The following is a 13,913-nucleotide window of genomic DNA, read 5'->3' as shown; positions in this document are numbered from 1 at the left end:
GTGGGGAGGAGCGGAGGTCTCACCCGCGCCGCATCATGCGCTGGACCAGCCGCAGCCCGGGGCCGTCGGTGAACGGCGGCTGGGCCAGGCGCAGGGTGTCCGGGGTGAGCGGCTTGCGCAGGACGGGCTTGAGGTGGGTGAAGGCGCGCCAGGAGTGGACACCGTGGTACGCCCCGATGCCGCTGGCGCCGACCCCGCCGAAGGGCAGCCCGGTCGCGGCGGCGTGGACGAGACCGGCGCCATGGACCACCGCGCCGGAGGAGGTCCGCTGCTCGAAGAGGCGGCGGGTGCGGGCCGATGAGGAGAAGACGTACAGGGCGAGCGGCTTGTCCCAGCCGTTGACCACCCGTACGGCCTCCTCGGCCGACGCGACCGGGACGACGGGCAGGACGGGCCCGAAGATCTCGTCCCGCAGCACGGGGTGGGCCGCGTCGGGCCCGACGGCCGGAGAGCCCTCGCCGGAGGACGGGACGAGCACCACGGAGGGGGCGAGGTAACGCTCGGACCGGTCATGATCACCGCCGACCACGACCTCCGTGCCCTCCAGCAGCCCGACGAGCCGGTCGAACTGCCGCTCGTCGACGATCCGGCCGTAGTCGTCACCGGTACGGGGATCGGGGCCCCACAGGTCGGCGACAGCCTCCTTGAGCGCGTCCACCAGCGCCGGAACCCGGTCGGGCGTGGTCATCACGTAGTCCGGGGCGATGCAGGTCTGGCCGGCATTGGTGAACTTGGCCCAGGCGATGCGCCGCGCCGCCTGGCGGAGGTGGGCGTCGTCGTCGAACCAGACCGGCGATTTACCGCCCAACTCCAGCGTGACCGGCGTCAGATGCTCGGCGGCCGCCCGCATCACGATCCGGCCGACCGTCCCGCTGCCGGTGAAGACGATGTGGTCGAACCGCTGGGCCAGCAGCTCCGTCGTCTCCGGAACCCCGCCCTCCACGACCCGTACGGCCCCGTCGGGGAAGTAGCGCGGCACGAGCCGGGCGATCAGCGCCGAGGTGGCGGGCGCCAGTTCGCTCGGCTTGAGGACGGCGGTGTTGCCCGCCGCCAGCACACCGGCCAGCGGGTCGAGCAGGAGCTGGACCGGATAGTTCCACGGGGCGATCACCAGCACCACGCCGAGCGGCTCGGGGACCAGCCGGGCCCGGGCCGGCAGCAGCGCCAGGGGCAGCGGACCGCGCCGGGACCGGGCCCAGCGCCGCAGATGCCGCAGGGTGTGGTCGATCTCCGCGAGGGTCACGCCGATCTCGGTGAGCTGGGCCTCGCCGGACCCCTTGTGCAGGTCGCTCCAGAGGGCGGCCTCGATCGCGGCCTCGTTCTCGGTGATCAGGGCCCGCAGCGCCCGCAGCCGCCGTGCGCGGGCGGCCAGGGGCCGGGTGTCCCCGGAGTCGAAGACCCGGCGCGCCCCGGAGACGGCCGCGCGGGCCGGGGGCGGAAGCTCGGTCGTGGTCGTCGCGGTCGTCGGGGCCATGGGAACCACCGTACCTCAATACGAAACGGATGCTTTTCGTTTACGGTAGCGGAGGTGGGGGCGAGACACCAGCGCGAGAGAATCCGGGTATGACAGCACAGGGCGACACCGAACCGCCGAAGGGCCGGCCGAAGGACCCGCGTGTGGACGCGGCGCTGCTCGACGCGGCGATCGAGGTCCTGAACGAATCGGGCTGGACCGCCTTCACCACCACGGCGGTCGCCCGCCGCGCCGGCGCCTCCACGGCCTCCCTCTACCGCCGCTGGCCTTCCAAGCAGGCCCTCGCCGGAGCCGTCGCCCGGCACATCGCCCTGGACGAACTCGGCGGCATCGACACGGGCTCCCTGGAGGGCGACCTCCGCGAACTGCTCTCCGCCAAGCGCCGCATCCTGGAGAACACCACCGGCCCGGCCCTCCTCTCCCTGATGGGCCAGGCCCCGCACGACGAGGAGCTGCGCCGCATCCTCCACGACGACGTCTACGCGGTGGTGCGCGGCCAACTGGAGACCCTCGTCGCCCAGGCGGTCACCCGCGGCGAACTGGCGGCCCCCCTCGGCGCCTCCCACCTCGACGTCCTGACCCTGGTCCTGGTCGGCACCACGGTGGCCCGCTCGGTCTTCCTCACCCGCCCGGGCGAGGTCGACGCCGACACGGTGGAGACGGAACTGCGCCTGCTGCTGGCGGCGCTGCCGCGCGGGGGCGGGGTGGCGGGATAGCCGGGCCGCGCCTGCCGTGCCTTCCCTGCCTGCGGTGCCTTCCCTGCCGGCCGCGGCTGTTCGGGCCGCGTCAGGCACGGCAGGTGCGAAGGCCGGGCTGAGCGCCCTGAGCGCCCCCTCCGTCCCCCGCCTGCCTCAGCTCCTCGGGGGTGTCCCCGGAGCCGCCGCCTCCAGCTCCGCCACCGTGCCCGACATCACCGTACGGATGTGGCGCGTCAGGTGGTCCGCCGGCCAGTCCCACCAGGCCACCGCCAGCAGGCGTGCGATGTCCGCCTCCGGGTAGCGGGTGCGGATCAGGCGGGCCGGGTTGCCGCCGACGACGCCGTAGTCCGGGACGTCCGAGACGACCACGGACCGGGAGCCGATGATCGCGCCGTGGCCGATGCGGACGCCCGGCATGACGACCGCCTCGTAGCCGATCCAGACGTCGTTGCCGATGACCGTGTCGCCCCGGTTCGGCAGCCCGGTCAGCAGGTCGAAGTGGTCGGCCCAGGAGCCGCCGAGCGTAGGGAAGGGGAACGTGGACGGGCCGTCCATACGGTGGTTGGCGCCGTTCATGATGAACCGCACCCCGGTCCCCAGCGCGCAGAACCTGCCGATCACCAGGCGCTCGGGCCCGTAGTGGTAGAGCACGTTCCGGGTCTCGAACTCCGTGGCGTGCTCGGGGTCGTCGTAGTACGAGTACTCCCCGGCCTCGATCAGCTCCGAGGTGATCAGCGGCTTCAGCTGCACCACCCGGGGCTGACCGGGCATCGGGTGCAGGACGGTGGGGTCGGCCGGGACGGGGGCGGGACCGAGGTTCATGGACCGGCTTTCCGTGATCGAGGCGGGACGGGGCTGGGCGGGGCGGGGCGGACGTGGGGGACGGAGGCCATCGTGCCACCGGCCCGGTGCGCTCCGGGCGTGGCGGCCCGGCGGTCGTGATCAATCCGTTCAGGCCGCAGCCCCCGCACCCGTACCCCCTTCTGCTCCCGCCCCCGCCTCCGTACGCGCCCCCACCCGCAACGGCGCCCCCTGCGTCCACCGGGCCGCCACGCCCCGCATCACCAGCGCGCTGTCCAGCACCGCACTGCCGGGCGGGAAGCGGTCCAGGTCCTCGAAGAACGAGGAGCGCACGGTACGGGGGCGGCCCGCCGTCACCTTCCAGGCGGGCGTGGACAGTTCGAGGACGTCCAGGTGGCCGCCCCCGGCGGCGGGGGAGAGGCCCCGGCTGCCCAGGCGGAAGAACTCCGACGCCTCCGCCAGGTCCGTGAACAGCTCGCTGCCGCGCAGTTCCCCGGCGTCCTCCACCGTCGCGTCCACCTCCACCCCGCCGTCCCGGGTCGCGAAGGCCACCCGCACCGCGCCGGCCTCCTCCCGCACGGCGAAGTCCGCGCGGCCGTGCTCGCCCGGGTAGATCCGGCCGCCCGCGAAGGCGTTGAGGCGGGAGGCGGTGTCGCGGCGCGGGATGTAGACGCCGCGCTCCACGCCGTCCGGACCGTCCCACTCGACGGAGATCCGGTGCGCCGCGTTCTCGCTGGTCAGACCGGTGCCCGCCGGGGCCCAGGAGGGGCGGACGCCGCCGATCCGGAGCAGGCAGATCCCCGCCACCGCCTGGCCGCGCACCAGGTGGGGGCGGAGCGGCGCGGGCAGCAGGGCCGCCGCGATGTGCGGGTCCACCCGGTAGTTCACCAGGAGGCGGCGTTCGATGGTGCTGGAGAGCCCGGTGCGGATCATGAGGCGTCGCCTTCCGGCGCGGAGCGCCACTTCGTGTGCCGGAGCACGATCTGTTCGGGGCACACGGCGCTCAGGAAGCGGCCCACGCACATGGCGAGCCGTTCCTCCGCGAGCGAATAGAGGATGCGGTTGGCGTCGCGGCGCTCGGTGACGAGCCCGGCCCCCTTGAGGACGCCCAGGTGGCGGGAGATGGACGGGGCGCTGATCGAGAACCGGCTCGCGATCTCCCCGGCGGCCAGCTCGCCGCCGCGCAGGTCCTCCAGGATCTGGCGGCGGGTGGGGTCGGCCAGGGCCCGGAAGGCGCTCGCCTCGTCGTCGGGAGCGGTGGAAGGGGAATCCATGGCCCTATATTTAGCACATGAGCTAAAGAGCTAAAAAGGCAAATACGTGCCGGACATGGGAGAACCCCCGCGAGTCACGTCCTCGCGGGGGTTCTCCGTCCATCCGCCTGCCGGGTGAAGGTTGAGAAGACGATCACGAGGCAGGACGCGCTGTGGCCGCGCCCATGGCCGGGGCGGCGCCGGGGGCCGGGATCAGGGGGCGAGCAGCAGGACGTCCGTGCGCTCCTTGGCCGCCGCGTAGCGCTTCGCCACGTCCTGCCAGTTGACGACCTGCCACATGGCCTCGATGAAGTCCACCTTCTGGTTCTTGTACTGCAGGTAGAAGGCGTGCTCCCAGGCGTCGAAGACCAGGATCGGGACCGAGCCCTGGCCCACGTTGCCCTGGTGGTCGTAGACCTGCTCGACGATCAGCCTGTCGCTGAGCGGCTCGTAGGCGAGCACGCCCCAGCCGGAGCCCTGCGTGGTGGCGGAGGCCTTCGTCAGCTGGGCCTTGAAGCCCGCGAAGGAGCCGAAGGACTCGGTGATCGCGTCCGCGAGGTCGCCCACGCCGTCCGCCGCGAGGGGCTCGCCGCCGCCGTCACCGGTCATGTTGTGCCAGTAGATCGAGTGCAGGATGTGGCCGGAGAGGTGGAACGCGAGGTTCTTCTGGAGGCCGTTGATCGCGCCCCAGGCCTCCTTGTCGCGGGCCTCTTCCAGCTGCTCCAGGGTGTCGTTCGCGCCCTTGACGTACGCGGCGTGGTGCTTGTCGTGGTGCAGCTCGATGATCTGCGGGTTGATGACCGGTTCGAGCGCCGCGTAGTCGTAGGGAAGTTCCGGGAGCGTGTACGTGGCCATGATGCGAGCCCTCCGACTGCTGGGAATGCCGTCCAGTTGTTATTGCAACCTATATGCAGGAGCAGGCTAACAGCAGGATGATCCGCGAAGTGATCAGCCCTTCGGCCTAGGACCGGCGGTCCGCTCCCCCCGGGCCTTGCTCCATGGGCCTCCTCCTTCCGCAGGTCTTCCGCCCTTTGTCCCACAGGGGTGATTTGCTCCTTCTGTCGTGCTGCGTACGCCATCGCAGGTTTGGACCCGTCGTTCCGGGGGACCCGGCCAAGCGGCCGGGCGTCGCGGAGCCGGGGTCCGCAGGCGCGCCGCTCGCCGCTGACCGCCCCACCGATCAGGAGGACTTGATGGCACCCCGCAACGCCCCCGACGCCCGCGACGCCACGGATGCCGCCGCCTCCCCGGGCGGCGGTCCGGACCGCCCCCGTGACCCGAAGCTCGCCCTGCCGGTCGCCGACGCGGCGGGCTGGGGGCCGCTCGACGTCCGGGCCGTCGACACCGTGCGGCTGCTCGCCGCCGACGCCGTGCAGAAGGCGGGCCACGGCCACCCCGGCACCGCGATGAGCCTGGCCCCCCTGGCATACCTGCTCTTCCAGCAGGTCATGCGGCACGACCCCGCCGACGACCAGTGGCTCGGGCGCGACCGCTTCGTGCTCTCCTGCGGCCACTCCAGCCTCACCCTCTACATCCAGCTCTACCTGAGCGGGTACGGGATGGAGCTGGACGACCTGAAGGCGCTGCGCACCTGGGGGTCGATCACCCCCGGCCACCCCGAGTACCGCCACACCCGGGGCGTCGAGATCACCACCGGACCGCTCGGCCAGGGGCTCGCCTCCGCCGTCGGCATGGCCATGGCGGGCCGCCGGGAGCGCGGACTCCTCGACCCCGACGCGCCCGCCGGCACCAGCCCCTTCGACCACCATGTGTACGTCGTCGCCTCCGACGGCGACCTCATGGAAGGCGTCACCTCCGAGGCGGGCTCGCTCGCCGGCCACCAGGAGCTGGGCAACCTCGTCGTCTTCTACGACTCCAACCACATCTCCATCGAGGACGACACCGACATCGCCTTCAGCGAGGACGTGACCGCCCGCTACTCCGCGTACGGCTGGCACGTCCAGACGGTCGACTTCACCCGCACCGGCGACTACGTGGAGGACGTCGACGCCCTCCTCGCAGCCGTCGAGGCCGCGAAGGACGAGACCGGCCGCCCCTCCCTGATCCTGCTCCGCACGATCATCGGCTGGCCCGCGCCCACCAAGCAGAACACCGGCAAGGCCCACGGCTCGGCCCTCGGCGACGACGAAGTGGCCGCCACCAAGAAGCTCCTCGGCTTCGACCCGGACGCCGACTTCACCGTCGAGGACGACGTACTCGAACACGCTCGTGCGGTACGGGAACGGGGCGCCGAAGCCCACCGCGCCTGGCAGCCCCGTTACGAGGAGTGGCGCGCCGCCCACCCCGAGCGCGCCGCGCTCCTGGACCGGCTGCTGAAGCAGGAGTTCCCCGACGGGTGGACCGACAGCCTGCCCGTCTTCGACGCCGACCCCAAGGGCATCGCCACCCGCAAGGCCTCCGGGGACGTACTCACCGCGCTGGCCCCCGTGCTGCCCGAGCTGTGGGGCGGCTCGGCCGACCTCGCGGGGAGCAACAACACCACCATGGAGGGCGAGCCGTCCTTCGTACCGGAGGGGAAGCAGACCGGGGAGTTCCCCGGCAACCCCTACGGCCGCACGCTCCACTTCGGCATCCGCGAGCACGCCATGGGCGCGGCCCTCAACGGCATCGCGCTCCAGAGCCTCACCCGGCCCTACGGCGGTACGTTCCTGATCTTCAGCGACTACATGCGCCCGGCCGTCCGCCTCGCCGCCCTGATGAAGCTGCCGGTCACCTACGTCTGGACCCACGACTCCATCGGCCTGGGCGAGGACGGCCCCACCCACCAGCCCGTCGAGCAACTGGCCGCACTCCGCGCGATCCCCGGCCTCGACGTCGTACGGCCCGCCGACGCCAACGAGACCTCCGTCTGCTGGCGCACGGTCCTGGAGCACCACGACCGGCCCGCCGGACTCGCCCTGACCCGCCAGCCGCTGCCGGTTCTGGAGCGCGGCGAGGGCGACGGCGCGTACGCCCCCGCGTCCGGCGCGGCCCGGGGCGGGTACGTCCTCGCCGACAGCCGCGGCGCCACCCCCGACGTCCTTCTCGTCGGCACCGGCTCCGAGGTCCACATCGCCCTGGAGGCGCGGGAGTTGCTCGCCGCCGAGGGGCATGACGCGCGGGTCGTCTCGATGCCCTGCCGCGAGTGGTTCGCCGAACAGCCGTACGCCTACCAGGACGAGGTGCTGCCCCCCGGCGTACGGGCCAGGGTGAGCGTCGAGGCCGCCGTCGCCCAGGGGTGGCGGGACATCGTGGGTGACGCGGGCCGCACGGTCAGCCTGGAGCACTTCGGCGCGTCGGCCGACTACCAGCGGCTGTACGAGGAGTTCGGCATCACCCCGCGCGCGGTGGCCGACGCCGCCCTGGCGAGCATCCGCGCGGCGGCCGCGGGCCCGGTCCGGCCCGGCGGCGAGCGCCCCGGCGCCACCCCGACCGAGGGCGGCGCCGCCGACGCCGGGTAGCGGCCGCCCCGAGCGGTCACGGAACCGGCGGCACCGGGCGGCCCGCGCCCCCGAGCGCTCGCCGTACCGGAGGCCCCGATCGGCCCGCGCCCCGCAGCGGTGACCGCCCCGGGCGCTCCGGCCGGCCCACCACCCCGACCACCACCACCCATCGGAACATCACCAGGAACAGGAGCCCCATGTCACCCGCACGCACCCCCCGCTACACCGTCCCCGGCCTCGGCGTCGACCAGGGACGTCAGGTCATCGACCTCCTGACGCTGCGCCTGCACGCGCTCAACGACCTCGCCCTGACGCTCAAGCACATCCACTGGAACGTGGTCGGCCCGCACTTCATCGCCGTCCACGAGATGCTCGACCCGCAGACCGCCGCCGTACGGGACATGGCCGACGCAGCCGCCGAGCGGATCTCCGCCCTCGGCGGCGAGCCGCAGGGCACGCCGGGCGCCCTGGTCAAGGAGCGCACCTGGGACGACTACAGCGTGGGCCGCGCCGACGCCATCGCCCACCTCGGCGCCCTGGACCTGGTCTACACGGGGATCATCGAGGACCACCGCGCGGCGGTCGAGAAGGCCGGCGGGATCGACCCCGTCACCGAGGACCTGCTCATCGAGCACCTGCGCGGCCTGGAGCAGTTCCAGTGGTTCGTCCGCGCGCACCTGGAGAGCAGCTCCGGAAGCCTGTCGACCGCCGGCGCCGCCACCGAGGAGGCGGCGGCCGCGGCCGCGTCCCCGAAGCGCGCGGCCGCCGGGCGCACCGCGGCGAAGAAGACGGCGCTGCCCGCCCCGGCGAGGAAGGCCACGACCAAGAAGGCGGCGGCGAAGAAGACGACCGCCACCAAGAAGTCGACGACGAGCAGGCGCACCACGCGCTGACCGTCTCCCACGGGCCGGGCCACGCGCCCGGCCCGTTCGTTTCCCTGAGGAACAGGAACAGGGAGAGGAAGCGGGAGCCGCCGGAGCCCCGGACCTCGGGCCATCACCTCACACCTGGTCATAATGCGCGGGTGAACAAAGCTCCTCTGCCCCTCCCCGCCGAGCACATACCCCCCGGCACCGCCGACTGGCGGACCCCCGACGCCCAGCGCTGGCTGGCCGCCGTGCCGGCTCGCTGGGCCCACCCGCTCTGGGCGGTCCTCGCGCTCGTCGTCGCAGGGGTCTGGTACCTGGAGGGGGCGCCCGCCGCCGCCTGTACCTCCGCCGCGCCGTGCGGCACCGACTGGCCGGGGCTCCTGATGGCCGTCGTGCTGGTGCTGACCCTGTACTGGGTGTGGCGCCAGCCCCGGCTCGCCCTCGCGGGGCTGGCGGCGGGGCTGGTCGGGTTCGCGGAGGACGGCGGGTTCACCGAGTCGTTCGGGGAGCCGTACGCGCTCGCCCACCCGGTGGCCGCCGCCTTCGCCGCCGCCGGGCTCGTCCACCGGCTGGCCCTTGCCGGGCGGCAGCGGGCGCTGGCCCTGGAGGCGGCCGGGGAGGTCCGGCAGCCGCTGCCCGGGGCCGCGCGGACGTTCCGCCGGGGCCGGTTCTCCTTCGGGCTGGCCGCCCTGCTGCTGGCCGTCGCCGGGTTCGGCTACTGGCAGGCCCAGCAGGTCGCGGACGAGTACGCGGAGCGGGCCGCGCGCGCCACGAAGCTGACGGGCCAGGTCGTGTCCCTGGACCGGGGCGACGAGGACGCCGACTTCGTCAAGGTGGAGGCCGACGGGCGTACCCACCGCATCGAGACGGCCTACCCCGAGGACTTCCCCGAGGGCGGCACCGTCGATCTCGTCGTGGACGGCGACTGGGCGGCGCTGGTCGCGGAGCCGTACGACGCCTTCGGCTGGGAGCTGCTGGTCCTCGGCGGCCTCGTCGGCGGGCTGGCGTTCTTCGCCAACGGCGTGGACGGGCGGACGCGTTCGGTGCGGCTGAGGCGCGGGCCCCTGCCGGTGCTGAAGGTGCTGGTGCGCGAGGACCACGAGGACGGCCGGAGCTGGGTGTACGCGGCCGACGACCCGGAGGCCCTCCGGCCCGTCCTGCACTTCCACTCGTTGGCCTCCTTCGAGGACGAGGACGAGGACGAGCAGAGGGAGCAAGGGGCCGACGACGATACGGACGCCGTCGACCTCACCAGGTTCCGGCAGATCCTCAAGGGCGAGGACCCTCCGCCGCCGCTGCGCGAGGCCGTCCTGTACGGCACCCCCTGCGCCGGGGCCGAGGTCGCCCTCGCCGCACGGCCCGACGAGGAGACGCCCGAGGTGCTGGTGGAGTGCAGCGTCACCGCCGTGAAGCCGGCCGGCCCGAAGCTGCTGCCGAGCCGGTCGACGAGCCGGGCGGAGGACACCGGGCGGAAGAGCCCACGGCGGTCCGTCGAGGAGATCGCCGCCTCCATGACCCCCGCGGACGGCCTGCGGGTGTGGAAGGCGCACGGCCTCTCGCGCGCCGTGGGCGTCGGCCTGCTCCTCGTCCAGGGCGGCGGCATGTGGGCCATGCTCGACGACGGGTTCTCCTGGACCTGGATCTGGCTGCTCCTCGGGCTGCCATGGCTGATCACCGCCGTCGCGACGGCCCTCACCTGGCGGATCACCGCCGACCGCGACGGACTGTGGGTCACCGGGGCATGGCGGGTGCGCCGGATCGAGTGGGACGCGGTCACCCTCGTACGCCACTTCCAGGACGGCATCCGCATCGGTACGGGCCAGGGGGGCGACGACGTCGAGTTGTCGCCCACCGGCTGGGCGTGGCTGGAGAGGCGCCTGGGCCGTGAGCCGTACGCGGAGCGCGCCGCCGAGGAACTGCGGGCCCTCCGGCTCAGCCCCGGGCTGCGCCCCACCGAGGAGGCGCCGGCGGCCCGGCAGGGCATGCCGGTCGGACCGCCGCTGGTCGCGCTGTCGGTGCTGTGGGGCGCGGCGGTGCTGCTGCTCTGACCGCCGCGCCCCGGGCCGCCGCCCGGACCGGCTACTTCCGCTGTGCGGGGACCGAGGCCCCGGAGCCGTCGGAGGCCTCGGCGTGGCCCTTGCGCCGCTGACGTACGACACCGACGCCGATCAGCACCAGCGTCAGCGCACCCGTGGCCAGCAACTGGTCACGGGTGTCCGGCTGGCGCAGCATCAGCAGGAAGATGCCCGCCATGCCCGCGAGCGCCACGACCGTCAGGACCGGGAAGAGCCACATCCGTACGACCAGCTTCTCGGGCGCCTCGCGCTCGGTGCGGCGGCGCAGGACCAGCTGCGAGACGGCGATGAAGATCCACACCACCAGGATCACGGCGCCGATCATGTTCAGCAGCCAGGGGAAGACGTCGTCCGGCCGCCAGTAGCTGAGCAGCACGCAGAGGAAGCCGAAGACCGAGGAGAACAGCACCGCGTTGCGCGGCACCCCGGAGGAGATCCGGCCGAGCACGGCCGGCCCCTGGCCCCGGGCGACCAGGGACCGCGCCATCCGCGAGGCGCCGTAGATGTTGGCGTTCATCGCGGAGAGCAGGGCGATGAGGATGACCACGTTCATGATCTGCGCGGCACTGCCGACGCCCAGGTGGTCGAGCATGGCGTAGAAGGGGCCGACCTCGGCGACCTTCGGGTTGTCCCAGGGGACCAGGGTGACGATGACCGCCATCGAGCCGATGTAGAAGACCGCGATGCGCCACATCGCCGTACGGACGGCCTTCGCCACGCCCTGCACCGGGTTCTCGGACTCGGCGGCGGCGATGGTGACCGTCTCCAGACCGCCGTACGCGAAGACGGAGGCGAGCAGTCCGATGATGAAGCCGTCCATGCCCTTGGGCAGGAAGCCGCCGTCGCCGGTGAGGTTGGCCAGGCCGGGCGCGTCCGTGTCGGGCAGGACGCCGAGGATCGCCAGCAGGCCGAGCACCAGGAACAGGGTGATCGCGATGACCTTCAGCGCGGCGAACCAGAACTCGAACTCACCGAAGTTCTTCACGGCGGCCAGGTTGGTGCCCAGGAAGATCACCATGAACAGGGCGACCCACGCCCACTCCGGCGTGCCCGGCAGCCAGCCGCTGACGATCTGCGCGGCGCCGATCCCCTCCAGGCCGACGGCCACGCAGAGCAGGAACCAGAAGGACCAGCCCGCCGTGAACCCGGCCCAGGGGCCGATCGCCCGCTCGGCGTGCACGGAGAAGGAGCCGGACGCCGGGTTGGCGGCCGACATCTCGCCGAGCATGCGCATCACCAGCATGACGAGCAGCCCGGAGAGTGCGTACGCCACGATGATCGAGGGCCCGGCGGCGGCGATCCCGGCCCCGGAGCCCACGAAGAGCCCGGCGCCGATCACCCCGCCGAGGGCGATCATCGAGAGATGGCGCTGTTTGAGGCCGTGGGTGAGCGCGGAGTCCGTCGAGGCTCCGGCGGCTGCGGAGTCTGCGGTGGGGGGAGACGCGGAGGTCCGAGACATGGACAAGCTCTGTTCGGTAGCTGAGACGAGGGACGAACCCACAGTCTGAGCATCCGTACCGCTCACAAGGAACGGATGTCCGCTATACGGGCACGAGGCTCACACAAGGTGCGCACGCGCCTACCGGTCGGTGAAACCGGACTCCGTGCGGTCGGTGAAACCGGATCCCGTGCGGTCGGTGGATCCGGACTCCGGGCCGCCGGCAGGCGCGAGCGGCTGCCCCTCCCGCCGCTGCCGCACCACCGCCACCAGCAGCACCAGCGCCGTCGCCCCCGCCGACCACAGCACCTGCGGCCGCGCGCCCTCGTCCGTCAGCATCAGCACCAGCACCCCCAGCAGCCCCGCCAGGGTCAGCCAGGTCAGATACGGGAAGCACCACATCCGCAGCGTCAGCGCCTCGGGAGCCTCCCGCTCCAGCCGGGCGCGCAGCCGCAGTTGGGAGGCGGCGATCAGCGCCCAGACGAACAGCAGCACCGCGCCGACCGAGTTGAGCATGTAGAGGAACACGGTGTCCGGCCAGAGCAGATTGAGCAGTACGGAGACGAAGCCGAAGGCCACCGACGCCAGCACCGCCCGCCGGGGCACCCCGCCGGCCCGTCCCCGGGAGCCGCCCTCCTGCCCCGAGGAACCGCCCTCCTGCCCCGAGGGGCCGCCCGACACCTTCAGCAGCCCGCGCGGCGCCTCCCCGCGCTCGGCCAGCGAGAACACCATCCGCGAGGAGCCGTACAGATTGGCGTTGAGGGCGGAGAGCAGGGCCACGAACACCACGATGTTCATGACCTGCCCGGCCGAGGGCACCCCGATCGCGTCCAGCACCTTCACGTACGGGCTCAGCCCGGCCTGCTGGGCGGTCCACGGCAGCACGGTCACGATGACCAGCATCGAACCGACGTAGAAGAAGAGGATGCGCACCACCGCACTGCGCACCGCCCGCCCCACCGCACGGGCCGGGTCGGCCGTCTCGGCGGCGGCGATGGTGACGACCTCCAGACCGCCGAAGGCGAAGACCACGGTCAGCACCCCGGCGACCACCCCGCCCCAGCCGTTGGGCAGGAAGCCGCCCTCCCCGGTCAGATGGGTCATGCCGACCGGTTCGGTGTCCGGCAGCCACCCGAGGACCGCCAGCACCCCCAGCACCAGGAAGACGACGATCGCGCCCACCTTCAAGGAGGCGAACCAGAACTCGAACTCACCGAAGTTCTTCACGGCCGTCAGGTTGGCGGCGGTGAACACGACCATGAACAGCAGCACCCAGGCCCACGGTTCGACCGCCGGCAGCCACCCGTGGGCGATCTGCGCGGCGGCCGTCGCCTCCACGGCGAGGACCACCACCAGCAGGAACCAGTACAGCCAGCCGACGCTGAACCCGGCCCACCGCCCGAGCGCCCGCTCCGCGTGCACGGAGAAGGAACCGGAGGCGGGCATCGCGGCGGACATCTCGCCCAGCATCCGCATCACCAGCATCGCCAGCGCGCCCGCGATCAGATACGAGACGACGATGGCGGGCCCGGCCACGGCGATCCCGGCACCCGATCCGACGAAGAGCCCGGCCCCGATCACCCCTCCGAGCCCGAGCATCGTGAGATGACGCTGCTTCAGCCCGGGGGCGAGGGGCTCGGAGACGGCCGGGGGAGCGGCGGACGCGGTGGGCGGAGCCTCGTGCATGGGGTGCGGGTCACTCCCGGATCATTCTCAGGCCGCTGATGGGGAGCCTGCCGTTTATGGGGAACCTACAGTCTGGGCCCCCGAGACCCTTCCCGGCAAAACGGGCCACCTCCGTCCCGACCTCCGTGACGAGTGTCACGCCGGAAAGTGATTGTGCAGCGGCGTTTGTGTGAACC

General features: G+C 72.8%; 11 protein-coding genes. 4 read left to right on the top strand and 7 right to left on the bottom strand.

Annotated elements, in window-relative coordinates:
• Positions 1–19: 19 nt before the first annotated feature.
• Positions 20–1,474 (bottom strand): aldehyde dehydrogenase family protein, encoded by a 1,455-nt coding sequence (locus ACQ9ZG_RS10025; protein WP_109915509.1) that lies wholly within the window; start codon positions 1,472–1,474, stop codon positions 20–22.
• 89 nt (positions 1,475–1,563) lie between these two features.
• On the opposite strand from ACQ9ZG_RS10025, the gene ACQ9ZG_RS10020 reads away from it, so the two are divergent.
• Positions 1,564–2,190 carry a TetR/AcrR family transcriptional regulator gene (locus ACQ9ZG_RS10020; RefSeq protein WP_181398245.1) on the top strand — a complete coding sequence of 209 codons (627 nt, stop codon included), beginning with the start codon at positions 1,564–1,566 and terminating at the stop codon, positions 2,188–2,190.
• Between the two features lie 135 nt (positions 2,191–2,325).
• On the opposite strand, the gene ACQ9ZG_RS10015 is transcribed toward ACQ9ZG_RS10020, so the two are convergent.
• The 4 genes from ACQ9ZG_RS10015 to ACQ9ZG_RS10000 form a co-directional block, all read right to left on the bottom strand.
• Positions 2,326–2,994 carry a CatB-related O-acetyltransferase gene (locus tag ACQ9ZG_RS10015; RefSeq protein ID WP_109915511.1) on the bottom strand — a complete coding sequence of 223 codons (669 nt, stop codon included), beginning with the start codon at positions 2,992–2,994 and terminating at the stop codon, positions 2,326–2,328.
• A gap of 129 nt (positions 2,995–3,123) precedes the next feature.
• Positions 3,124–3,906, bottom strand: coding sequence for a DUF2071 domain-containing protein (locus ACQ9ZG_RS10010; protein WP_109915512.1), 783 nt, complete (start codon positions 3,904–3,906; stop codon positions 3,124–3,126).
• The gene (locus tag ACQ9ZG_RS10005) at positions 3,903–4,247 is read right to left on the bottom strand and encodes a metalloregulator ArsR/SmtB family transcription factor (protein ID WP_018487186.1); all 345 of its coding nucleotides are present in this window, start codon (positions 4,245–4,247) and stop codon (positions 3,903–3,905) included. The genes ACQ9ZG_RS10010 and ACQ9ZG_RS10005 overlap by 4 nt, the downstream gene beginning before the upstream one ends.
• A gap of 192 nt (positions 4,248–4,439) precedes the next feature.
• Positions 4,440–5,081 carry a superoxide dismutase gene (locus tag ACQ9ZG_RS10000; protein WP_018487185.1) on the bottom strand — a complete coding sequence of 214 codons (642 nt, stop codon included), beginning with the start codon at positions 5,079–5,081 and terminating at the stop codon, positions 4,440–4,442.
• A gap of 338 nt (positions 5,082–5,419) precedes the next feature.
• Here ACQ9ZG_RS10000 and tkt point away from each other — a divergent pair, with 338 nt between their 5' ends.
• The 3 genes from tkt to ACQ9ZG_RS09985 all read left to right on the top strand — a co-directional run bounded on the left by tkt (position 5,420) and on the right by ACQ9ZG_RS09985 (position 10,586).
• Positions 5,420–7,687 carry a transketolase gene (gene tkt, locus ACQ9ZG_RS09995; RefSeq protein ID WP_499280303.1) on the top strand — a complete coding sequence of 756 codons (2,268 nt, stop codon included), beginning with the start codon at positions 5,420–5,422 and terminating at the stop codon, positions 7,685–7,687.
• A 179-nt stretch (positions 7,688–7,866) separates the two neighbouring features.
• Entirely contained in the window at positions 7,867–8,562 is a 696-nt protein-coding gene (locus ACQ9ZG_RS09990; protein WP_028415195.1) for a Dps family protein, read from the top strand.
• Between the two features lie 131 nt (positions 8,563–8,693).
• Positions 8,694–10,586: a hypothetical protein gene (locus tag ACQ9ZG_RS09985; RefSeq protein ID WP_499280301.1), complete on the top strand. Its 1,893-nt coding sequence runs from the start codon at positions 8,694–8,696 to the stop codon at positions 10,584–10,586.
• Between the two features lie 31 nt (positions 10,587–10,617).
• On the opposite strand, the gene ACQ9ZG_RS09980 is transcribed toward ACQ9ZG_RS09985, so the two are convergent.
• The gene (locus ACQ9ZG_RS09980; protein WP_109917701.1) at positions 10,618–12,072 is read right to left on the bottom strand and encodes an amino acid permease; all 1,455 of its coding nucleotides are present in this window, start codon (positions 12,070–12,072) and stop codon (positions 10,618–10,620) included.
• Between the two features lie 120 nt (positions 12,073–12,192).
• On the bottom strand, positions 12,193–13,737 hold the full coding sequence (locus ACQ9ZG_RS09975) for an amino acid permease (RefSeq protein ID WP_109917702.1): 1,545 nt from the start codon (positions 13,735–13,737) through the stop codon (positions 12,193–12,195).
• Between the last annotated feature and the right edge of the window lie 176 nt (positions 13,738–13,913).

It is taken from the genome of Streptomyces araujoniae (assembly GCF_050871195.1).
Classification (GTDB): Bacteria; Actinomycetota; Actinomycetes; order Streptomycetales; family Streptomycetaceae; genus Streptomyces; species Streptomyces bacillaris.
This window is presented reverse-complemented; position numbering and strand designations above follow the sequence as displayed.

Excerpts from the sequence above, each read along its gene's own strand:
- ACQ9ZG_RS10025 (WP_109915509.1), bottom strand. The coding sequence starts at position 1,474 with ATGGCCCCGACGACCGCGACGACCACGACCGAGCTTCCGCCCCCGGCC.
- ACQ9ZG_RS10020 (WP_181398245.1), top strand. The coding sequence starts at position 1,564 with ATGACAGCACAGGGCGACACCGAACCGCCGAAGGGCCGGCCGAAGGAC.
- ACQ9ZG_RS10015 (WP_109915511.1), bottom strand. The coding sequence starts at position 2,994 with ATGAACCTCGGTCCCGCCCCCGTCCCGGCCGACCCCACCGTCCTGCAC.
- ACQ9ZG_RS10010 (WP_109915512.1), bottom strand. The coding sequence starts at position 3,906 with ATGATCCGCACCGGGCTCTCCAGCACCATCGAACGCCGCCTCCTGGTG.
- ACQ9ZG_RS10005 (WP_018487186.1), bottom strand. The coding sequence starts at position 4,247 with ATGGATTCCCCTTCCACCGCTCCCGACGACGAGGCGAGCGCCTTCCGG.
- ACQ9ZG_RS10000 (WP_018487185.1), bottom strand. The coding sequence starts at position 5,081 with ATGGCCACGTACACGCTCCCGGAACTTCCCTACGACTACGCGGCGCTC.
- tkt (WP_499280303.1), top strand. The coding sequence starts at position 5,420 with ATGGCACCCCGCAACGCCCCCGACGCCCGCGACGCCACGGATGCCGCC.
- ACQ9ZG_RS09990 (WP_028415195.1), top strand. The coding sequence starts at position 7,867 with ATGTCACCCGCACGCACCCCCCGCTACACCGTCCCCGGCCTCGGCGTC.
- ACQ9ZG_RS09980 (WP_109917701.1), bottom strand. The coding sequence starts at position 12,072 with ATGTCTCGGACCTCCGCGTCTCCCCCCACCGCAGACTCCGCAGCCGCC.
- ACQ9ZG_RS09975 (WP_109917702.1), bottom strand. The coding sequence starts at position 13,737 with ATGCACGAGGCTCCGCCCACCGCGTCCGCCGCTCCCCCGGCCGTCTCC.